Origin of the sequence: Algoriphagus yeomjeoni (genome assembly GCF_049821175.1) — a bacterium.
Classification (GTDB): Bacteria; Bacteroidota; Bacteroidia; order Cytophagales; family Cyclobacteriaceae; genus Algoriphagus; species Algoriphagus yeomjeoni_A.
Genome location: NZ_CP187512.1, coordinates 89,990 through 112,809 on the forward strand (window position 1 = coordinate 89,990; position 22,820 = coordinate 112,809).

Below are 22,820 nucleotides of genomic sequence, written 5' to 3' on the forward strand. Positions count from 1 at the left end.
ACACTAAATCCATGAGTACTCAATTCCCGGCTCTTCACTAACCGCGTATCTAATGTTTAAGGTTAATCCTTTTTGATGAGCTGAAAGGTCTTCTAATATCAGTGGAATGGTTAGCCCGCTTTCATTGATACTGATTTTATCTTCACCGAACACCTGAATCTCCGTAAGGACTGCCAACTGGTTGAATTCCTTTAAGTCTTCCATTTTTAGATTAATCGACTTTTGTGGGAACAGTAATTTCCCATTCTCCAGATGACTGCTCAGCTCATACTCTTTTATTTTCTCTCGGCTTAGTTCAAAAAAAGCACCCAACCGAATGCAATACTCCTCTTCTGTGTTTTTCTCTCTTGCATGAAGTTTTGTAAAGTTCATTAGGCAAACATCAAGTGTGATCTTTTCAGGAATTAAAATTACTTCTTTCTTCACTTGACGCATTATATTCAACACTATTGGAACTTGTTGTTCTCGTTTCAATCCCTGCTGCATCGTCTCGCTTACTACAATGTCAATATGATGGTCAGAATTGACTACATATTTTGTTGCGTCTTCGTTTGTCGAAGCTTTAATGTAACCGCCAAATCCTAATTTATTGATTACTTGATTGACAGTGTCAAAACTTACCTTATTCACTTCCAATAGTGTGAACTGTACTTCCGCTTCCGAATAGGTAGCCATTACCGGCAATATCAACGTAGCAAAGGGGCCAGTTCCTGCATAAAGAACATTTACAGAACCCTGTTTTGTTTTTTTAACCTGTTCTATAGCATTAAAAAGCCCTTTTATAAAAATTTTTGTGCGAATCAGATCTCTTATGCATAGAGCTGCCCAAGTGGTGCCCAATGCTTTTCCGGTATCAAAATGAATGTCCTCTCTGTTTGATTCATTTTCGATTTCAATAGTTGATAACGCGAAAACCAAACTTTCATAGTCTTGGATTGCTTGAGCCAACTCCAAATAATCTGTCTGGTCTTTTCGCAAAACGAAGGCTATTTTCTCAAGTGTTTTCATTTTATAAATTAAGCATAACAACGCTGCATACCCAACCAAGGACGTATACTTCCTGCCTTTCTTTTATATCATTCTCCTCCAAACTTTAATTTTTGCACCTTGAAGAGTTAGTCTTTCCAGAAAGTGAGTTTTAGGATCGACTTCTCGCCCTGTAGATGATGTTTTATTCTAATTTGGTTTTTCATTCCTACCAGCCAAATAGTATGCTAATCAAATCAATGATTAGAATACCTGGTTCCCGAAAGCAAAGATCGGCGAGGTGATTGAAACGGAATTGAATCCTGTGGCGGGATAAGATAACTATTTTATGATGGCTTGTAAGTAAAGGATTACTTAACTGTCTTGTATTATTTTTTCGAATTCTTTCTCTAATTCTTCTTTCTTAGGGAGATACAGTTGGTATTTACTAGCGAGAATATTAGTGTTATGTTTAGGAAGGGCATATTCTACCATGGTACTGTTCTTATCTGCGCAGAGTATAATACCGATAGTAGGGTTTTCATCTGCCTGCTTTTCAGTTCGATCGTAGTAATTGACGTACATCTGCAGTTGTCCTAAATCTTGATGTGTCAGCTTGTGTGTTTTTATTTCTATCAATACAAAACACCGAAGTAGCCGATTGTAAAAAACCAAGTCTATGAAATAGGCATCATCTTCCAGTTGAATTCTTTTCTGTCTGGCTACAAATGAAAAGCCATTACCTAGCTCCAATAAAAAGGACTGCATATTGGTGATTAGCGCATTTTCCAGATCTTTTTCGTAGTACGAAGCTTGTGGTTTTAATCCTAAAAACTCCAACACCATAGGGTCTTTAATTATTTCTCTGGGACTTTCAGGTTGAGCTTCTTTTTTTGCTATGGCAAGTACTTTTTCTTTTTCATTACTGAGCAAAAGACGCTCGTATAGCTGACTGTTAATTTGCCTTTCCAGTTGTCTTGCACTCCAGTTGTTGCTGCAAGTTTCTTCTATGTAATAAGTTCTTTTGTCTGAATCATCAATGCGGACAAGAAGTTTGTACTGAGTCCAGTTTAATTGCGAACGCAGTGCGTTCGTATTTGGAAAGGAGTTGAAAAATTGTCGACAAAGTTCTAATTGCCTCACTGAGAAACCACTTCCAAAGTCCTTCTCCAATACTTCAGCTAGGTTTTTTAGGAGAAAAGTCCCGTAATCTGCGCGCTCCTTTCCGTTTTGCTCTTCTTCTACGATATGCCGACCGATTTCCCAATACATTAATACCCGCTCCTGATTTATCGCACGAACAGCATTTGCTTGCGCCTGAGAAATGATTTGCCGTATATTTTCTACAAACGATTTAGAGATTTGCTTCATAGTGTCTTGATAGCGAATGATATACTAATATAAATGCTAATCTGTATTTGTGAGTCTAAGCTTTGGCCTATTTAAGAAAGAGTAGTCAAATAGATAGAGTCATATAGGTTGAGTACAGGATTGCTGAAATCCCAAAAAGCCCTATTTTATGGTTTCATTTTTCCCAAACCCTAACCTGATCCCATGAAGCCTATCTATACTTACAACCAAACTTATCTTTGGCTGATTAGCCTCACTGCAGCGTTGGGAGGGTTTTTGTTTGGGTACGATTGGGTGGTGATAGGAGGGGCCAAGCCATTTTACGAGCCTTTTTTCAATATTACTTCGGTGGGCGATCAGGGTTGGGGAACAAGCTCAGCATTGATTGGCTGCATGATCGGAGCGGGGATCTGTATCTTGATTTCGGATAAGTTAGGAAGGAAAAGATTACTGATCGCTTCTGGTTTATTGTTTTCCATATCGGCTATAGGAACTGCCTTGGCTGGTACTTTCTGGGAATTCAATTTCTATAGAATCATCGGCGGTGTAGCGATGGGAGTAGCGCTAAACCTCTCACCGCTTTACATCGCCGAACTTTCGCCTCCAGAGAAGCGGGGCAAAATGGTCACGATCAATCAGCTCCTGATCATGATCGGAGTTTTACTGGCTCAGTTGATCAACTGGCAGATTTCGCTTGCAGATACCCAATTGGCTGATGATGCTAGCTTCGAGATGATCGCAGCGAGTTGGTCTGGGCAAAACGGCTGGAGATGGATGTTTGCTGCTGAAGCAATCCCAGCACTTTTGTTTTTTGTGTTGATGTTCTTCGTACCCGAGTCCGTGCCTTGGTTGATCAAGAATAAGGAAGAAGATCGGGCGCGTACCATCCTCCAGAGAATCGGAGGAAATGCCTATGCCGAAGACTCTATAGCCGAGGTGAAGACAACTTTAAAAGAAGGGGATTTTGGGCAGGTGAATCTGAAGGAATTGTTCCAGAAGCGGATAATGAAGCTTCTGGGAATCGGTATTTTTCTGGCTTTTCTCCAACAATGGTCTGGGATCAATGTGGTGATCTATTACGCTGCAGATATCTTCCAGGCGGCTGGTTATAATCTCAAGCAGATGATGTTAAATATCGTGGTGATTGGTGGTGTGATGGTGCTATCGGTGTTCATCACCGTTTTCACTGTGGATAGATTTGGGAGAAAGAAACTTCTGCTAATCGGTACTTCCGCGATGACGATTTTGTATGGTCTGATTGGCTACTTTTTCTACAGCGATCTTGGCGGAAATGCAGTTGTATTTGCTGTTTTGACCAATGTCATGTTTTATTCCTTCACTTTGGCGCCCTTGCTTTGGGTGGTGCTTTCGGAGATTTTCCCAACAAGAATTCGTGGTGCAGCCATTTCCATCGGAGCACTTGCGCACTGGGTTGGGAATTTTACCTTGACCTATTTCTTTCCAGCGATCCGTGAGAATTTAGGCTGGGCAAATAACTTCTGGCTGTACGGAGGAATCTGTGCCTTCGGGTTCCTGGTGATTTACTTTGTGCTACCTGAGACCAAGGGCAAGTCTTTGGAGGAAATAGAGAGGGAATTGATGGGGTGATTTTATCCGATAAAAAGCATGACTAAAGCAATCAACAATTGTCTACTTTCATTCCAGATTCTTTTGGCTGAAATCCTGAAAATGCAACCAGTCCTCCCAGGTTAAATTATGCTTTCCTTCCCGAATATGATAGCCTAATCTTTCTGATATTTCCCTGACTTCCGAGAAAACTGCCAACCTATCTTTTTTAAATCTAAAAGAATTAGAAAACACCAGATTTAGGAGTTAGTGGTCTGGTTTTTATGAATCAAGGAAATGGCCGAAGAGATTTCAAGGAGGAAAAAATTTGAATGTATAGACTTATAAAATGGAATTGAAAAAGCTTGACTTTGGTTAGGTTGAAAATAATCCCGTCAAGCCATGGAAATAGGAATAGATAGTTTTGCAGCAGCAGCGCCTGCAGGAACAGATAGTCAAACTGAAAACCGTAGAAAATCATTAACTGAACTCATAGGCAGGATCGTCTATGCAGATGAAATGGGCTTGGATGTTTTTGGAATAGGTGAGCATCACCGCAAGGAGTTTTTGGACTCTGCTACTGCGATTATTTTGGCCGCCGCGGCAGCTCGAACTTCCAGAATCAAACTTACCTCAGCGGTTACGGTGTTGAGTGCTGCTGACCCAGTTAGGGTTTTTCAGGAGTTTGCGACCATAGATTTGATCTCCAATGGACGTGCAGAAATCATCGCAGGAAGAGGCTCTTTTACGGAGGCTTTCCCACTTTTTGGCTTGAGATTGAATGATTATGATGCGCTTTTCTCCGAAAAACTGGAATTACTTCTGAAGATCCGAGATGAGGAGATCGTGACTTGGAAAGGTCAGTTTCGCCCTGCATTAAATCAGCAGGCAATCTATCCCCGACCAGTTCAGGAATCGCTTCCTATTTGGCAAGGTGTGGGCGGAACCCCGGCTTCTTTTGCAAGAGCAGGTACGCTGGGTTTGCCTCTGATGGTGGCAGTGATAGGCGGGGAGACGCATAGATTCCGTCCGCTGGTGGATCTGTATAGAGAAGCTGGGGCCAAAGCTGGGCACGCACCGGAAAAATTGAAAGTTGGATTGCATTCTTTGGGCTATGTGGCAGAGTCTACTGAGCAGGCCGTGGAAGCGTACTATCCAGGATATGCCGAGACATTTACCCGAATCGGAAGGGAGCGAGGTTGGCCGCCAGTAACCAGAAATCACTTCAATGCACAGACTGGACCTTTCGGGGCGTTGGTAGTGGGTGGAGTTGAGGATGTGGCTGATAAAATATTACGCCATAGCGAATCTCTTGGAGGGATCGACAGGTTCACTTTTCAGATGGATAATGCTAATCTGAGTCATGAACAATTGAAAAATGCAATCGAATTAATAGGAAAAGAAGTGATTCCGAGGGTGAAAGCTGGAGAATAGGAGGAGGCTAGCCAATTGGAGAAGCTAGATGTTTAGTGTTGAATACGCTTGAAAACTTAGTCGCCCGAAAAGGTTTATAAGAGAAGTATGGTGATCAAACCGAATACCTTGAACTCATTGCCAGGACAAAAGGAAGCATGCAAATTACGCCTAAGATTAGCGGTTGAAGATTAAAAATCACCAATAGGAAAAGAATAAAGAAGGATAGGTAGCCTGAAGATAAGGACTTGCTGAGTGCATTTCTACCTTTGATCAGTCCATAGATTCCCATATTTAACGTCTGGAATAAAAGGAGTAAAAACAACAGATTTACAAGGTTTTCTACACTCCCAAATTTGTAAACCAACAACATGAATTCAGGTAAAAGTATCAGCATGATCGTGATGCTATGCTGTTTGAATTTCCAGCCAAATCGAAGTGGCATTGCGTGAAAATAGCTGAGTTGCTCAGACTCAAAAGCATGCTTATCCAGCCAAATGGGGAAATGGGCAAAGCTTGCGCAAAGCAGTCCAAACTCAAGCCATCTCAAGTCGTAACTTCCTTTAGAAAAAGCATAGAAAAATCCGTTCAGTAGAGTGATGCTGACAAGCTTTACTCCAAGAATTAATAGGGTTCTCTTTTCTCTTAAATGCATCAGAAACCAGAATTGAAATTTCAGCTTTTTGGTGATTCTCGATCGAACTCGGATGTAATCAGGGTACGGCTTTTTGAGTCTGAGATAGGTTAAGGTGAGATCCGCTAGAAAAATCCCAGCGATAAATATCCAAAGCAGGATAAGCTTTCCACCAGTATTGATCCCAATTGCTACAAAGCTCAGAAGTGCTCCATAAAGCAGAATAAGCAGATGATTTGCAACCCATATAGGAAGGAAATTACATGCGAGTTGGCGCCAAGTCAGGAAACCTAAGTGATGAAAAATTCTATAGCGCTTGTCATTCATAAGCCGTAGCTGAAACCGCTGTTGGGCCATGGCAAATGCAAGAAAAAAAAGAAGGATAGCATAAAATCCTAGGGTATTTTGGAGCAATCGTTCAGCAATCATCAGGTGTTGCTTCAGCTCCATAAAAACTCCGAATATGAGGATAATCAAGATGAAAAAACCCAGAAAAGCCTTGTAAAATGGAATTACAAAACTTTTAAATAACAGCTCATTCATGGTTTTGGAGAAGGCTGCCATTGTAGATACTCAAGACTGAATTATAATCGAAAAACCCTTCGAAATCTGCGATATGCGAGGTAAGTAGAAAACTGACTCCTTTGTACAATTCGCGATTGATCAGCTCAGTTAGTCTTTTCTGAGTTCCCACATCAATCGTAGTATAAGGTTCGTCCAGAATGATCATGCTGGGCTTCCCTAGAAAAGCTAAGATCAATCCAGTCTTTTTCAACATTCCCGAGGAATAGGTAGCAATGGCATTCTTGGAAAAGTCTCCGATTGCCAAAATCTCTTTGAGAGATGTGATCTGAGTTTTATCCGCACCTTTGGTTTTAGCTACAAAGGCTATCAACTCATCCAGACTTAGGAAGTCAGGAAATAGAGGTTCTGCTTCGGAGTAGTTGACCAGCTTTCGAAAGGGGATAGGATCTTTTTTCAGCGAAATGTCATCTAAAAAAATCTCTCCCTCGAAGCCATGAATTCCGGCAATGGCCTTAAGTAAAGTTGACTTTCCATAGCCATTTTCACCTTTGATCAGGTGTATGCCCTTAGTCAATTGAAGAGAGTCAATCTCCATTTGAAAACCCGTAGGATATGATTTTTTGAAGTGCTGGATTTCTAACATAGGATTTTAACCACAGGAGTACACAAAGGTCGCGCAAAGGTCGCAGTTGTCCTGCTTCTCCAGAAGCTGGACATGAGTTATTAATTCTAATCCATTTTGGGGATTTTTATACATAATCGTTTTTCAAAAAGTACTGGGTTCAATATCTGAATTTCTGGGAATTAGTGAGGGAGGGGTTTAGGAATTTTAACGAACCTGGATCTGGATTTTCTGCTGTACAGAAATATTTAATGGTGATATGCTTTATTTCTCTTGAGCTAAAAGTTGCCTGTATGTAATAGAGGGTAAATAAATCAGCCGCTCTTGTTTCCAAAAGCGGCTGATTCATTGAAGTGAAATGCTGGAATTCTATCCTCTTACTGGATAGTCTCTCCATGCTGGGAAATATCCAATCCTACTTCTTCGTATTCCTCGCGTACACGAAGGGTGACAAACTTATTTAGGATAAAGAAAATGGCATAAGACATAGCAAAGGAAAAAATGCACACGCCTATCAAAACCAGCATGTGAGATCCGAATACGCCAATTCCTCCATGAAGTAAGCTTGAGCCTTCTTTTCCTGCAAAAATAGCTGTCAAAATCATCCCCATGATTCCTCCAATGCCATGACAGGCAAAGACATCTAACGTGTCATCTATTTTCTTTAGGAACTTTGCGTTCATAGCCAAATTGGAAACAATGGCGCCAACTGCACCGAAGAAGAAACTCTCTGGAACCGTGATGTAACCAGCGGCTGGTGTGATCACTACCAAGCCTACTACGGCTCCTATACAAGCCTGAAGAGCGGAGATTTTTCTTCCCTGAATTCTATCAAAAAGCACCCAGGTCATCATCGCTGTGGCAGAACTGATGGTCGTGGTAGCGAAGGCTAAAGCTGCCGTTGCATTTGCTCCAAAGGACGAACCTGCATTGAATCCAAACCAGCCAAACCATAGCATACCGGTTCCTAGAAGCACATAAGTGATGTTCGAAGGTTCGTGGTGAGGTTTGTTTCTTTTTCCCAAAAACAAAGCTCCAGCCAAGGCAGCCATACCTGCGCTGATATGTACAACTGTACCTCCAGCGAAATCAAGAACTCCAAAATAAGATCCGATAAGTCCATTTGGATGCCATACCATGTGGCAAAGTGGGGCATAGACGAAAATTGAGAAGATCCCGATGAAGAAAAGGTACCCGATGAATCTCACGCGCTCTGCAAAGGATCCTGTTATGATCGCAGGAGTGATCACAGCGAATTTCATTTGGAAGAGGGCGAAAAGAATAAAAGGAATAGAAGTCCCCAAGGTTTTATGCGGCAGTTCGGCCACCTGATTGAAGAATAGGTATTGGAAAGGATTACCAATAATTCCGTATTTCACCCCGTCAATAGTGATTCCGATAGGATCTCCGAAAGACAGGCTAAAACCTACCACCACCCAAAGCATGGTGATCACACCAAGGGAAATAAAGCTTTGAAGCATGGTGGAAATCAGGTTTTTCTTGTTGACCATCCCTCCATAAAACAGGGAAAGCCCTGGAGTCATCAATAAAACCAGACAGGAAGCTGTGAGTAGCCAGGCGATATCCGCAAAGACCAAATCTTCCTCAGTACCAAAATTCTCAATGAGAGGTTGGCTTTGTTGCCAAAATAACCCCAGTATCGGAGCAGCAATAGTAATTAGAAAAGCAACTTTCCACTTGAATTTCATTCCACTTTTTTCCATGGTTCAAAAGTAAAAAAATTAATCTTTTATTCTGTGTTATTTGACTATTGCAGAATTAAAAATTATATGAGATGCTAAAGTTGTTATAAAGTAGGGGAGTAGGGGTTATTTATTTATTGCGTCTAATTCAATATAAACCAGACTTTTACCCACTATTTTTTAGAATATTCGATTGAGGGATTTTTCGTTTGAGATTTTTTTAATCAAATGCTGACATGAGGATTACACTGAAATCAAAACAGTATAAGCACAAGTAAATAAATCCACTATAAGGAATTTGTGATAGCCTGGAAAAATTTAATTAGAATAATTCTAATCAAGAATTGTTTAGAATTATTCTAGATAGTACGTTTGTGTTGTTATTTTAAACCAGTCTAAATAAACACCCAATGAAAATACGAATACTTTATTCCGCTCTTTTCATCTATTTATTTTCTTTAAGTATTGCAATCGCCCAACGTAATATGATTCAGGGCAAAATAGTAGATGAAGCCAAAAACCCAGTGGCGGGCGTCTCTGTTTCTTTAGAAGGAACAGTAAGAGGAGTACAATCTGACCAAAATGGGAATTACCAGTTAAAAGATATTCCGGCAGGAAAGTATGATTTGAAAGCCAATATGATTGGATTTAAAACGCAAAGTTTATCTTTTTCGATTGGCAATGACGAGAAGAAAAACCTTGATTTTTTATTGTTGGATGATGATATCTGGATGGAATCATTTGAACTGATGGCAAGCCGGGGAATGAATGGGCAGGGTAGACTACCTGAAGTGGAAGATTTCCGAATCAATGCTGGTAGAAAAAATGAAGTTATTCGCTTAGCTGAGATTGACGCCAATCTAGCCATGAATAATAGCCGACAGATTTTTGGGCGAACGCCTGGTATTTCCATCTGGGAAAATGACGGTTCAGGAATTCAACTTGGCGTTGCATCCAGAGGATTGAGTCCAAACAGATCCTGGGAATTTAACGTCCGAATGAATGGCTATGACATCACTCCGGATCCAATGGGCTACCCAGAAGCCTATTTCACTCCTCCAATGGAAGTGGTAGAAAATATTGAAATCATTCGTGGCGCTTCCTCTTTGCAGTATGGGCCTCAGTTTGGGGGACTGTTGAATTTTGTGTTGCGCAAACCAGACGCATCTACACGATTCACGGCTGAGACCATCAACACGGTTGGGAGTAATGGGCTTTTTAGTACATTCAATTACATCGGAGGAACAGAGGGGAAATGGGATTATACCGCCTATTACCAAAAAAGAAGAGGAAATGGCTGGAGAGAAAATGGGTTTTTCAACACAGATCACGCACACTTTGAAGTGAATTATGCAGTAAATAACCGTCTGAAAATAGGGACGCAAATGACTTATATGACTACTAAAAGTCAACAACCCGGAGGTTTGACAGATGCACAGTTTGCAGAAGACCCAAGTCAAAGTACCCGATCTAGAAACTGGTTTAACACGCCTTGGTTCATTCCTTCGCTCAATGCAGATTATATCGTCAGCCCGAAGACTAAGTTAAATCTGAAAGCTTTTGGAAGTATAGCTCAGCGAAATAGTGTGGGTTTTATGAAGCCAATTACCGAGGAGGATGACCTAGGAAACCGTCAGGTAGACCGAGATAAGTATCATACTTTCGGTACTGAACTGAGATTGAGTACTGCTTACCTACTTTTTGGTAAAGAGCATAATCTAGTATTTGGGTACCGATTCTACAAAGGAAATATAGATAGAAACCAAAGAGGCGTAGGGGATGCGGGAACTGATATGAATTTTGATCTGGTAGAAGCAAGCTATCCCCGAGACTTGGATTTTGTGAATACGAATCACGCGGTTTTTGTTGAGAACATGTTCAATGTCACGGATAAGCTATTACTTACTGCAGGACTTCGATTGGAGAATATTTCTTCCAATATGAGCGGAATCCTGAATACTGTAAATGGAGTCCCACAGCAACTGACTCCTGAAGAACGTAGCAGAACCTTTGCTTTGCTGGGTTTTGGAGGAGAATATCACTTGACAAAGACGACTGAGTTTTATACGAATTTTTCACAGGCGTATCGGCCGGTTTTGATTTCTGACTTGACTCCACCTGCGACTACAGACGTTATTGATCCGAATCTTCAAGATGCCAGAGGATATAATTTTGATTTAGGATATAGGGGGAATTTCGGTTCATTTTTGAACTTCGATGCGAGTTTTTTCTACCTGAATTATGCAGACCGTATTGGTACCCTCACGCAGACAGCTGCTGATGGAACTCGTTTTCAGTATCGTACCAATTTGGGAACTTCAGTGAGCCAAGGAGTAGAAGCGTTTGTAGAGTTTGATCCAATCACGGCTTTCGTAGGCAATTCTAATTTTGGTTATATACATCTCTTTGCATCGCTCGCTTATGTCAATGCTGAGTATCAGGATTTTGAGCGGACCAGCGTCAGCAATGGTGAAATCGTAGTGAGTAATCTAGCGGGAAACCGAGTAGAAAATGCTCCTCGAAAAATCAACCGATATGGAGCTACTTATCGCTTCAAAGATTTCTCAATGACTTGGCAGTTGAGCGATATCGGGGAGACTTTTTCGGATGCTACAAATTCCATCGAGCCAAATGAAGCTGCTACTTCCGGTTTGATTCCAGCTTACTCTGTTCAGGACCTTTCGGCGGGTTATACCCTCAAGAAAAAATACAGCTTAAAGACTGGTGTAAATAACCTGACGGATGCCGCTTACTTTACTAGAAGAGCTGGTGGTTACCCAGGCCCAGGAATTATGCCTGCCGATGGTCGGACTTTCTATGTGACTCTCGGAGTGAAATTCTAAGGATAAAAACCAATAAACAAATAGCCACTTCCAGTATGGAAGTGGCTATTTGTTTTTATGATATATAAGAAACTGTAGGTAAACTACCACCGCCCAAATTTATAGGCTAGGCAGTGGTTATTGATGTCAATGCCTTCGTTTTCGCAGATAGAAATTCCTTAGTTTTCTCTGCATATACTAAGAATGAGAAACCATTAGCTGCTCAAGCGCATCATTGATTTTATCCTCGCCTGCTATCATTTCAAAATAGGTATCGGGTGCTGTGTCAGATTCTAGCACAGCGATCAAAGTCTTGGCTACGTCTTCTCGAGAGATTTTACCCCGCTTGCTTAGACTTTCTGCCGCTTCGATTTTCCCTGTACCGGCATCATCTGTAAGTCCTCCTGGACGCACGATGGAAAAGTTTAAACCACTTTTAATTAAATGCTCATCTGCCTTTTTCTTTGCTACAAGGTAGTGGTGCATTGGAGAATCTTTCATTTGATCTGGGTTTTCAGCACCCATTGAACTTAGCATTACAAATTTCCCCACTTCATGCTTTTTGGCTAGATCAATGCTTTTCATAGCACCTTCTTGATCTACTGCTTTTGTTTTTTCTGGACCAGTTGAACCTCCAGATCCTGCTGCGAAAATCACTTTGTGTATTCCTTTGTATGCGGATTCAAAATCTTTTTCTAAATCTCCCAAAACGGTTTCTATACCAACCTGATTAAATTCATTCGCTTGAGAATTTTCCCTGATCATCGCGATAGGTTGGTACTTGGATGAATTTCGTAGAAGATTGCAAATAATTTTTCCGGTGCTTCCATTAGCACCGATAACTAGTACTTTATATTTTTCGGTATTCATGATTTTTTTATAATTACTAGTCCAATAAGCTAGCCAGACACCGTTTTGTATCGCTTCTATGACGGTCAGTTTGGATATGAATTAGTGAAAAACTGTCAAGAAGAGAAACTTACTAATCTTGAAATAAGTATGCTCTGGAATAGTCAAATTGCCTATTTAATGTATTTCAGCTTCCCTATTAATTTGAATTATAAATAGGTTTAAAAAACTGATTAACAAGTATTTAATTTGTTAATAGTCTAATTGATTCGAATCAGAGGTTTATTTTTGAATAGCAATTCTTTCAATAGATAAGAAGAGATTTACTCATAATTATTTTCGTGATTTAAGGGCCTCAATTGAACCCTTCCATTTTTCTCAACAGCAACTCTCAGTGGCTCAATACTTGAAATCGGGATGCAAGTCAAACGGCAAGGATATCCCCATATCGTATAGGTTTTTCCAGTATGGCTCTATCAGTTTTTGGAAATCATTTTTAACTTGATAGAAACTAACCGTATTAGCAGATGAGATTTTTTGAATTTGTTCAAGTTGGAAGAAAGGTGTCTTTGGTTTTAATCATTTGTGCTTTATGCGCATGCGCAAAAGAAGAATCAGATTCCAGCACACAGAAAGATCCTTTTGCAGCGGCTGATTGGATTGATTTATCCTACGCTTTTGATTCCACCACTTTGTATTGGCCGAATAATCCGGATGGATTTCAGCATAGAGTGGATGCAGAAGGAGTGACGGATTTGGGATATTATTATTCTTCCTACACCATTTTGACTCCCGAACATGGAGGTACCCACTTGGATGCTCCGATTCATTTTTATGAAAAAGGAGAAACGGTAGATGAGCTTCCGCTTTCCAAGTTGACCGGAGCAGCAGTGATGATTGATGTCAGTGCACTGGCTTTAGCGGACAGGGATTACCTTATTGATTCAGCAGCAATCATGAATTGGGAAGCAGAGCATGGGGAAATTCCAGAGCAGGCGATGGTTCTGTTTCGCACTGGATTTGGCAAGTTTTATCCTGATCGAGAAGCATATTTTGGAACAGCCAAAACAGGTGCTGATGCTATTCCAGAACTTCATTTTCCAGGAATTCAGCCCGAAACAGCTCTTTGGCTGGCAAAGTCCAGAAATGTAAAAGCAGTAGGGTTGGATACGCCAAGTTTAGATTATGGACAATCCAAAGACTTTGCTGCACATCAGGCCTTAATGGAAAATCAAATTCCGGGTTTTGAAAATGTAGCTAATTTGGATCTGTTGCCAGCAACGGGCATTTATGTCATTGCCCTTCCAATGAAAATCAAGGGAGGCAGTGGTGGTCCGCTACGGATTATCGCTACGGTAATAGAATAGTTTAGAGAGCGTACTTTTTTAAGAAGTAACCCTGCTATGCAGTTCCTTATTCATCAACTGAGTTTATCCTTCGATAATTAGGTTATAATAGCTAGTCTTTGATTTTTATTTACTTGTATTCAAAAATCTCTTCAATAGATTTTTCAAATAATCTTGACATCTTAAAAGCTGTGGGTAAACTCGGATCAAATTTTTCTTTCTCGATGGCATTTATAGTTTGCCTTGAGACACCAATGATTTCTGCTAAATCTTCCTGAGTCATTCCCTTTGCTGTACGAAAATCTCTGACACGATTTTTCATTTGAAGCGTCTAGTATTTATAAGCATTGACACCAAGTAGGTAATTCCTATAAACATGACAAGAAAGGCTATATCAGCATCGAATGAGATTAAATTCAGTTGGTCAAGAAGAGAAAATGTAAGTCCGACCACTACTGCAAGGCCAAGGGAAATAGCCATACTTTCCAGGTGAATTTTCTTTTCTAATTCATCGAAATGATTAAAAAGGTTTCTGTTGGCCAAGATCATCAATATGCCATTTGCTAAATTAACTATGATTGCGAAGTAGGTGAGGAAGGCATTTTCATCCCAAATAAACATAGGTCCAAATGTCGCTATTGCCAAAGTCGCTACCCAGGTCCAGGTCCAAAGTGCCAGTTTCTTTAATCTTTTGTTGCGTTCCAATTTCATTGTTTCCATTCTGTTTTTGTAAAGTTGACTTTACAAATGTAAACAAGACTTTACAAAAGTCAAGTGTTATTTACATTTTTTTATTCTGGAGATGAATTTTGAGGTTTTTAGGGTTTTTTACTTACCAGTAAGTCGAGAGACAATAATCCCTGATTGGGATTTGTTTCCAGCTAGATAATCGCTCAACGGCTTTTCGGAAATTTCCACTTTCATGTTTTTAGAACTTGCATGAAGCAAATGAATTCTACCATTTTTCTCAAATGCAAAACCTGTGTGCACAATGTCCAGATTGGGCATAGAAGTGGTGATGGCGATCAAATCCCCTGATTGAATATTTTTTTCAAGTGTTGCAATTTCACCTTTTGGAATATAGAAATAGCCGCGCTTTTCAATTTTTGATTCGGTCTCTTTTATTGCGTCCAGATTCTCGGATTCACTCAGCTGTCTGTAAAACTGAGGGTTTTCAGACATAAAAGAAGGAGCATTTGCGTAAGGAGACCCGCCAACTTCCTTGGTCACATCTTTCAAAATTCCCTTTTGCTCATTTTCAAAAATCCAATCCGAAAAGTAATGTAGTCTTGAAGGGTAGCCTTCATTATTTCCTTCACGGTATCTGAGCTTTTCCAATTCTCTTTCGAAATCCTCAAAAGTGAATTCACCTGCTTCTGCAAGTCTGCTCATTGTCACTACTGTCTCCAAAAAAGTGGTGCAGTCTACTCCAGTGAGATTGATGACCAACTTCTCGGAACCTGGCAATTCCAGTGTTTTTTCCACATAAGGAGTTGCGAGAAACCACTGCCCGATCTCAATATTCAGCTCATTTGGAGATTTGCCAGAATAGTCACTTTCCTTTAGTTTGGCTAAAAAGCCTTCCAGTTTTTCACGGCTTTCCAGCGTGCAGACAGTTTGGGCTTGGGTGAAAAGAGGGCAAAAAATAAATATGAGTAAGATGAAGCGTTTCAAATGAACAGAGTTAATTATTGGATACTTGAAATTTACGTTTTTCTTAAAACTTAGATTCGACACTATTTTTCCCACTGCATCCACTTAAAGACAATTTCCTTGTAATCATCTCGCTCGAAGAGGATTCCTAAGGTTTGGGAATTTAGCAAAACCAAATCACTGTAAGCCGTCCAGGTTTTTCCTTTGGGAACGTCTTTTCGGTCAATCAAGATGGATTCTGGCCAAGTCTTGCCTAAGTCTTTACTGATTTTTAGTGTTAGGTTATTTCTATTTTCAGTATCGGCATTATTGGAATGCGCGAGAATGGTTTTCCCGCTTTCATCTTCGAAAGACAGAATTGAGGCTTGACATACAGGATCCGGTAGGCTTTCCTCAAAGTATTGCTCAGACCAAGTTGCTCCTCCATCCTCAGAATAAGCAAGAATTCTGCTGCGAATATCTCCTCGTTGATTTCTCGTACTCATGATCATTCGGCCATCCGGAAGTTCTGCCGCAATGGACTCGTTTGAACCTGGGAATTTGATTGACTCGGAGATTTTGAAGGTTTTGCCATGGTCATCCGTATAGAATCCATGTGCTTGATAATCTTTGAACCCATCCTGTGCGTCACCTTTTGAGTGATTTGCGGCCACATAGATTCTTCCTTGGTATTCTCCATTCTGAAATTGAAATGCATGACCAGGAGTATTTGCATAGTGCCTCCAATCTTCTGGATTGGTGTATGCGGCATTGAAAGCTGGGTTATTTGGCTTGTGAACTTGGCTGGTGATGTTTACCGGTTCTTCCCAAGAATGGCCCAAATTAAGTGACCGAATCATCCAAACTTCCCGAACTCCCTTATTCATTCGGATATCATACTCATGATTGTTTCCGGTGTTGTAGAATAAATAGACCACGCCTTTCGGATGTGCCGGGTCAAAAAGATCGATTACCGGAGCTGGATTTCCAGCTTGCAAGTCGTCGTAATCCACAATCGTCTGGAGTGCAGACCAGGTTTTTCCCTTATCATCACTTCTCTTTAGGACCAGATTAATATCACCATAGTCATTGGATCCATTTACTCTGCCTTCGGCAAAAGCCAAAAGTTCTCCGCTTGGTAAGTTGATGATTGCAGGAATTCTGTAAGTCGCATGACCTTCTTGGCCGCCCTGGTAAACGATCGTTTCCTGTGCAAAGAGGGTGGTGAATTGGAAAAGAATGAAAAAGGCTAAGAGAACTTTCATGGTTTTGGGTTTTGACTTTTTAAAAATGATTAATTAATCACTAACTCATCTACAAAGAGAAATCCTCGCTGAACGTTAAGAGCGACCACTTTTACGTATCGAGCTTCTTTTCCTTCCAAGGATCCTTTGAAGTCCTTAACCACTTTTTCCTTTTCAGTGACTGGAACATTATTATCTATTCGGAGGGCGGTTTCGAAATTCTCACCATCATCGGATATTGAAACCTCTACGTACTCTGGCATAAATACACCAGGTCCTGCAGCCTGCATAAAGCTTGCCGAGAAGGAGTTTAGCCTAGTTTTCTTGCCCATATCCACAGTCACTTCAAAGTCATTCGTGAACCCTTGCCAAATGCCATCATTGTAGGATTCTCCTCCGCGGTAGCCATCCGTCATGCTTCCTGCATCACCAGCAGGGTAGGACTTGTTCCAAGGTTTGTGGTATTCTACTGATTTCCCAATAGCCTGGTGATAATCCACTTGCTTGTGAAGAATTGGTTCGGTGATTTTTCCGTCCTGAAAAATTGCCGCGGCAATAGAGGCACTTCCTTTTACAAAGAACTCACCTTCATACAGGTTAGAATCAGTGGTTGGCTGAGATCCGTCAGTTGTATAATATATAGTTGGCTCACTGATCTCGCTTTCCAGAGTAATCCCAATTTGTTGTAGATCTGTGTCAACGTTCATGAAAGGGACAAGCTTGGTTGTCGGGTTGTATTTATACTTCACGCCCAAAAGATCCAGACGAGGAAGTTGATTTACTAGGCGGCTTTTAAATGAATCCCAGTCTTGCGATTCTTCTGAGGACCAAGCTCTTTCGGCCAAAGCCAGAACATTAGGGAAAAGCATAGCGTCTCCTAAGGCTTCAGAAGGAATAGTTTCCGTCCAAAGACAAGCTTGTATGCCTTTGATTTTATGTGAAAGCTCTTTAGGGAATTTCGATCCTAACAAAGGCTTATTGTAAATGTCGAATAGCTTGGAATTAGGAGTGGAAAAGTAAAAAGGATCTCCCGGGGCTAAAATTACCTCATTTCCATTCTGAACGGCTTTATCGGGGACTCCAGCAACCCAGTTTCTCCAGTACATTACCTTCAGTTGAGGATCAATTCCACCAGCCATCGCATCATCCCATACTACTACTTCTTTGCCATTTTCCTGAAGGAAGGTAGAAACTCTATTTACAAAATAAGACTGCAATTCATTGACGTTTTGCATGCCATTTTCTTTCATAAATTGTTGGGCAACAGCAGATTCCTCCCAAGTCTTTTTCTCTACTTCATCGGCTCCGATATGGATGTATTTTGAAGGGAAAATGTCCATTACTTCTGTCAGTACATTTTCTACAAACGTATAAACCTCTTCATTGACAGGACAAAGTGGGGTAGAAAACAAGTCTCCCCATGCGGCTTCGCCATTACATGCAAGTTCGGGAAATATCGCTATTGCAGCCATCATATGGCCCGGCATGTCAATTTCAGGGATAATTTCTACGTGCTTTGTCTTTGCATAGCTCACAAATTCTTTGAGCTCCTCCTGAGTATAATACCCTCCATAATATGGAGTTCCATTCCTCATCTCTATGTGCTTTGGCTCCAAGGCAAAGCGAGGATCTTCTTTGGATTTTTCTATGCAAATGGAATCCTGATCGTTGAAAGTTCTCCAAGCACCTTGCTCAGTGAGTTCGGGGTATTTTTTGATTTCTATTCTCCAGCCTTGATCGTCCGTCAGATGTAGATGAAGTTTGTTGAGCTTATAAAAAGACAATAGATCTACGTATCGGCGCAAATAGTCCATGGAGAAAAAGTGTCTGGATACATCTAGATGCATCGCCCGCCAGTCATAGATTGGTTGATCATGAATCTCCAACTCAGGCAAAATGATCGTTTCTGAAACTTCGCCAGCTTCCATTCCTATTGGAAGCAATTGGCGTAAAGTCATCAATCCATAAAACATCCCTTCGGCAGCTCCAGCTTCCAATGTCATTTTGTTAGCTGTAATTTTCAGATGGTAAGCCTCTGGATTTTCAGAGCTTTCGGTTTTTCTGATTTCAATGATGTTTTCGCCTGATTTATCTGAGAGCTTTTGGCCTATGGCCTGCTGCATCATGGATTGGAAAAAGGCAATTTCTTCCGAAAAATCCCCCTGATCGTCGATAATGAGCTGGGTGCTTGAACTTAGGTTGAAGCGATCAGGTCCAGTTTCCAATGAACTTGGATAAGGAACAAGTGAGATTTCAATTGGTTCTGGCGTGTTGCAAGATGCAAGTCCTAAGAAGGCTGCGGCAAAAAAAGCAAGATACTTCAAGGCGAATGATTCTAGGTGAATATCAAAGGTAGAGCTGATTTCCAATTAGATGAAATGGAATCTTCTATAAAAATGCTACTTCATTAACTTAGTTAATCTTAAGAACAGAACCTACCTGAGCATCTTTTACCAATTCATCATTCAGTAAAAACTCATAATCAAATCGGTAGCTATAGGTTCCTGTTGGACTGTCTTTGCTATTAAAACTTCCATCCCACGGTGTGTTTCCTACATAAATCAACTGTCCCCATCGGTTGAAAATAGAAAGCGTGAATTGTAGCTCTCCGCAATTAGAAATTGGTCCAAATTCCCCCTGTTCCGAATTAAAACCAGTTGGAAAGCGGAATTTTGGAGCTACTTCCAGAAGCCTGATGCTTCCAACCGCAACACAGCCTTGAGCATCTTTTACTCTGACCTCATATTCCCCACTTGGTAGCCCCTCGTTCAATTGATTCGTGCTGCCATCACTCCATTCATAGCTATATGGGCCGCTTCCACCAGGGAGTTCTGCTAGAATTGATCCATTGGAATTGCCGAGGCAAGGATTGCTGACTACAGTTAACTCAACCTCCAATGGGTCGGGATCAGTTAAGGCAATCGAAATTTCTACTTCACAATTTTCGGCATCTATTATCTGAAATAAATAGTTTCCGCCCTCCAAATTATCCAAAGTCAGTAGATTTTGATTGACCGTATATTCAGGGTTGAAAGACCGATAGGGAGGTGTTCCTCCTTGAATTTCAAAAGAGATACTTCCATCAGTATTTCCGAAGCAAGATGGATTAGTCTGTTCAACAGTTGTTATTTCCAAAGCTTCGGGCTCTGAAATTTCCAGATTTTCGAGAAGGATTTTACAGCCTTGGCTATCCTGAATTGTGGCAGTATATGTTCCTGGAGGCAGATCAGAAGCTATAGCGGAGTTAAGGTTTTGGTCGTGAGACCAGGAATAAGTGTAAGGCGCAATTCCTCCTTCTATTTCTAGGATTATTTCCCCGTCTTCCGCTCCAAAACAGCTCACATTCGATTGTGTACTGACATTAGCCTGAAATCCAGTATTGAGGGCTACGATTAATTCAGGTGAGATGCCCTCGCAAAACTCATCCAAGATGCTAAACTCACGATAAAAAAGAATCCCCTCGCTTTCTGTTTCATCCCATCTTACATCTACCTGCGGCCCCATGTTTCCACCAGTAAAAACTCCTCCAATTATCTCCCACTCGTAGCTTCTCAAGGAGTTGATCTCTGGCACAGTGTACGTGTAATCCATTACCAAGTCACAAATGAAGACCGGTCCCAAAGGTAATTCCGGCTCTAGTTCCTGTTTGATTACCACGTTTAATTCAATTGGAATTCCCACGCAGCCATTAGTGCCTACGGGAGTTGCCTGAAGTATGGCATTGGGATTAGTGGCTCCCCAACGGACTACAACTTCCTCGTTGGTTTGGGAAATGATTTCTCCACCAGTGGCCTGCCATAATACTTCTGAAATCTCACCTTCTCCTTCAAATAAATAAGTTAGCTCCTCTACATTTGGACAGGCAGTGGTTGGTCCGGTAAGTTCTCCGTCAATTTCGACTACTTCCACTTCAAATTCATGGAGTTCGGTTTCCTCACATCCAGAGTCATCCAAAGATGCAAACACCTTCACAAGGTAAATTCCTGGTTCTGTGTAAGTATGAGTCACTTCTTGTCCTGGTTTTTTAGGAGATTCATCTCCAAAGTCCCAAAGGAAATAGGAGTAGGAGGGATCTGAAACGTCGACACTCCAGGTTCCTTCCTGATCTATGCAGGCAATCCGTGGTGATCCTGTGGTGAGATCATCAAAACTCGAAAGGATTTCGTAATCATTATTTTCAAAATCTATCCCAAAATCAACAGCATAAGACTGGGAAGGCCCTACTGCGTAGAAATAGCCCGAAAAACCAGCTGGATTGCTTAGTGTGTGAACTCCCGCCAAGAGAGGAATCCGAGCAAAAGAGTAGTCAGGGTTATTGGCAACAGGACTGAATTGATTTGCCACAGAAACTCCATCTACTTGCATTTGTCCTACATCACTGCTTCGCGTGACCAGTTGTGCAAAATGGGTTAAAGTGCCATATACTTTTTGGAAATTAACAGTGAGTTGAGTTTTGGGAACGTCAAATGGGGCATAGTTAACCATTTGCGGGTTTCCATAATTTGCTACATTGGCAGGAGCCAGAACAGAGTTTTCATCAAGGATCTCACAGGAATAGGATTTACCAAAGCCGAAAACTCCAATTGGTTTTGTAGAGGTGAAGTGTAGCGCAAGGTTATTCTGAACGTCCAAAGTGTAAAACTCCCCGGCATCGATGGTTGCTATTAGATCGGTTCCATTGAAAATTTCTGTATTATCAAATGCAGCGATGAATTTGACCAATTCGCCTAATTCTCTATCCTTCAGTGGAACGTGGAAAAACTCAGTTCCCCATGAGGATACGGGTTCATTTTGATTAAAAATATGAGAGGTGGAAAAGGGGCCACAGACAGGATCGCCAATGTCAGCATACTTATTACCTGAGAAAACCGCAATTAGGGAACATTGCTCAGTAGAGTTAATGACTGAAATTTCGGTGCCTGTCAAATCCCCTTTTGATTTGAATTGATAGGTCTCGCCAGCATTTAAGGTTACCGTAAATGGATCAATGGAGTTGTTAATAGGTGATGTGGGGACTACTTGGATTTGGGTGTTATCTTTGGTGCCCACAACCAGAACTTGACTTTCGTTATTGAATTGCCTTTGTGAAAGTCCAATGCCCTCGGTTTGATTTTCATAGTGGGAAGCTATAAAATAGTTTGAGCCCAATTGATCCAAGGGAAGAACTAGGCTGCCATCAAAAGTACCTGGCTTAAGTCCCAGGGCATAAACTGATACTTCTCCTTCTGAGTAGATATGGATACCCTTATCTTCGATAACCCGATTGGTTTGCACCACGAGATTGTTATTCGCTTCAAACTCAAAAATTTCACCCAATCCCAGTGTAAAGGGCACAGAGTTTCCTCTAAATTCAATTACCCCTTCTACATCCTCCTCCAATGCTGTAATTACCAAGGTAGGCTCTAGTGGATCACCTACTTGTAAATTGTCCATAAACCCTACAAAATAGTGATTTACTTCCTTGGTACTCGGCAGATTCTGGCTATGAGCAAAGGGCGACGTTATAAACGCAAGGAGGGTGAATTGGATAAGTACAACGAATGCTTGCTTGAGCATTTAGTAAGAAGATTTTAAAAACCAGTTAATAGGTTGTGATTAAAGAAGATACGTAAGCTTATATCTTTTGATATGAGAACTCCTTAATTTTTAAATTTGGATAGAGATGCTGTGAAATGCAATAAAAAATTAGATTACCGGTCTGTTCCTTATAAATTATTTAACTGGTTCAGGGTTCTTTTTGTATTTCAGACTTTCTACCATGATAAGTCGCTTCATGGGCTAGCTTGAACTCGTTTTTTAAATTCCTTCGCATTTTTTTACGCTGGAAAGGACAATCATAGTCTAAGGGCGATACTCTGAAGTATAAGTTGATGAGGTGCTTTCGTAACGTTCCAAAAGTCGTTTTTTGGGGTTTTCACTATACCCAATATGGAATTTATCATGGTAGACTGAGTGTAGTATGTATATAAAAAGTCCATGCCGAAATTAAACAAAAAAGCCTCAAATCTTACGAAATGAGGCTTTGGGAGCTCCTCCTCAAGGACTTGAACCTTGGACCCTCTGATTAACAGTTCTAAATTTGTAGTTTTTCTATTTATTGTTTATTTTTAAATAGTTGTATTACAGTCCTTTACATGTTTTAATAGCT

Annotated in this window: 16 protein-coding genes; 4 read left to right on the plus strand and 12 right to left on the minus strand. The window is 40.9% G+C overall.

Annotated elements, in window-relative coordinates:
* Positions 1-3: 3 nt before the first annotated feature.
* Both ACPUEN_RS00300 and ACPUEN_RS00305 read right to left on the minus strand, forming a co-directional pair.
* The gene (locus ACPUEN_RS00300) at positions 4-1,008 is read right to left on the minus strand and encodes a hypothetical protein (protein WP_425637849.1); all 1,005 of its coding nucleotides are present in this window, start codon (positions 1,006-1,008) and stop codon (positions 4-6) included.
* Positions 1,009-1,341: 333 nt separating this feature from the next.
* Entirely contained in the window at positions 1,342-2,337 is a 996-nt protein-coding gene (locus ACPUEN_RS00305; RefSeq protein WP_425637850.1) for a PDDEXK nuclease domain-containing protein, read from the minus strand.
* Between the two features lie 183 nt (positions 2,338-2,520).
* On the opposite strand from ACPUEN_RS00305, the gene ACPUEN_RS00310 reads away from it, so the two are divergent.
* Both ACPUEN_RS00310 and ACPUEN_RS00315 read left to right on the plus strand, forming a co-directional pair.
* Positions 2,521-3,924 (plus strand): sugar porter family MFS transporter, encoded by a 1,404-nt coding sequence (locus tag ACPUEN_RS00310; protein ID WP_425637851.1) that lies wholly within the window; start codon positions 2,521-2,523, stop codon positions 3,922-3,924.
* Between the two features lie 360 nt (positions 3,925-4,284).
* A complete protein-coding gene (locus ACPUEN_RS00315) occupies positions 4,285-5,316 on the plus strand; it encodes an LLM class flavin-dependent oxidoreductase (protein WP_425637852.1) in 1,032 nt (343 codons plus the stop codon).
* A 94-nt stretch (positions 5,317-5,410) separates the two neighbouring features.
* Here the strand turns inward: ACPUEN_RS00315 and ACPUEN_RS00320 are convergent, their stop codons facing one another.
* The 3 genes from ACPUEN_RS00320 to ACPUEN_RS00330 form a co-directional block, all read right to left on the minus strand.
* Positions 5,411-6,472, minus strand: coding sequence for a hypothetical protein (locus ACPUEN_RS00320; protein WP_425637853.1), 1,062 nt, complete (start codon positions 6,470-6,472; stop codon positions 5,411-5,413).
* Positions 6,465-7,097, minus strand: coding sequence for an ABC transporter ATP-binding protein (locus tag ACPUEN_RS00325; protein ID WP_425637854.1), 633 nt, complete (start codon positions 7,095-7,097; stop codon positions 6,465-6,467). The genes ACPUEN_RS00320 and ACPUEN_RS00325 overlap by 8 nt, the downstream gene beginning before the upstream one ends.
* Positions 7,098-7,453: 356 nt before the next feature.
* Complete coding sequence (locus tag ACPUEN_RS00330; RefSeq protein WP_425640222.1) at positions 7,454-8,785, minus strand: ammonium transporter; 1,332 nt, start codon at positions 8,783-8,785, stop codon at positions 7,454-7,456.
* A gap of 404 nt (positions 8,786-9,189) precedes the next feature.
* On the opposite strand from ACPUEN_RS00330, the gene ACPUEN_RS00335 reads away from it, so the two are divergent.
* A complete protein-coding gene (locus ACPUEN_RS00335; RefSeq protein ID WP_425637855.1) occupies positions 9,190-11,622 on the plus strand; it encodes a TonB-dependent receptor domain-containing protein in 2,433 nt (810 codons plus the stop codon).
* A gap of 177 nt (positions 11,623-11,799) precedes the next feature.
* On the opposite strand, the gene ACPUEN_RS00340 is transcribed toward ACPUEN_RS00335, so the two are convergent.
* A complete protein-coding gene (locus tag ACPUEN_RS00340; protein WP_425637856.1) occupies positions 11,800-12,471 on the minus strand; it encodes an SDR family oxidoreductase in 672 nt (223 codons plus the stop codon).
* Positions 12,472-12,977: 506 nt separating this feature from the next.
* On the opposite strand from ACPUEN_RS00340, the gene ACPUEN_RS00345 reads away from it, so the two are divergent.
* Complete coding sequence (locus ACPUEN_RS00345; RefSeq protein WP_425637857.1) at positions 12,978-13,817, plus strand: cyclase family protein; 840 nt, start codon at positions 12,978-12,980, stop codon at positions 13,815-13,817.
* Between the two features lie 109 nt (positions 13,818-13,926).
* On the opposite strand, the gene ACPUEN_RS00350 is transcribed toward ACPUEN_RS00345, so the two are convergent.
* The 6 genes from ACPUEN_RS00350 to ACPUEN_RS00375 form a co-directional block, all read right to left on the minus strand.
* Positions 13,927-14,118 (minus strand): helix-turn-helix transcriptional regulator, encoded by a 192-nt coding sequence (locus ACPUEN_RS00350; protein WP_425637858.1) that lies wholly within the window; start codon positions 14,116-14,118, stop codon positions 13,927-13,929.
* Positions 14,115-14,507 (minus strand): hypothetical protein, encoded by a 393-nt coding sequence (locus ACPUEN_RS00355; protein ID WP_425637859.1) that lies wholly within the window; start codon positions 14,505-14,507, stop codon positions 14,115-14,117. The genes ACPUEN_RS00350 and ACPUEN_RS00355 overlap by 4 nt, the downstream gene beginning before the upstream one ends.
* 117 nt (positions 14,508-14,624) lie before the next feature.
* Positions 14,625-15,470, minus strand: coding sequence for an N-acetylmuramoyl-L-alanine amidase-like domain-containing protein (locus ACPUEN_RS00360; protein ID WP_425637860.1), 846 nt, complete (start codon positions 15,468-15,470; stop codon positions 14,625-14,627).
* Between the two features lie 62 nt (positions 15,471-15,532).
* Positions 15,533-16,693 (minus strand): sialidase family protein, encoded by a 1,161-nt coding sequence (locus ACPUEN_RS00365; protein WP_425637861.1) that lies wholly within the window; start codon positions 16,691-16,693, stop codon positions 15,533-15,535.
* A gap of 29 nt (positions 16,694-16,722) precedes the next feature.
* Positions 16,723-18,996 carry a family 20 glycosylhydrolase gene (locus tag ACPUEN_RS00370; RefSeq protein ID WP_425637862.1) on the minus strand — a complete coding sequence of 758 codons (2,274 nt, stop codon included), beginning with the start codon at positions 18,994-18,996 and terminating at the stop codon, positions 16,723-16,725.
* Between the two features lie 88 nt (positions 18,997-19,084).
* The gene (locus ACPUEN_RS00375) at positions 19,085-22,228 is read right to left on the minus strand and encodes a PKD domain-containing protein (protein WP_425637863.1); all 3,144 of its coding nucleotides are present in this window, start codon (positions 22,226-22,228) and stop codon (positions 19,085-19,087) included.
* Between the last annotated feature and the right edge of the window lie 592 nt (positions 22,229-22,820).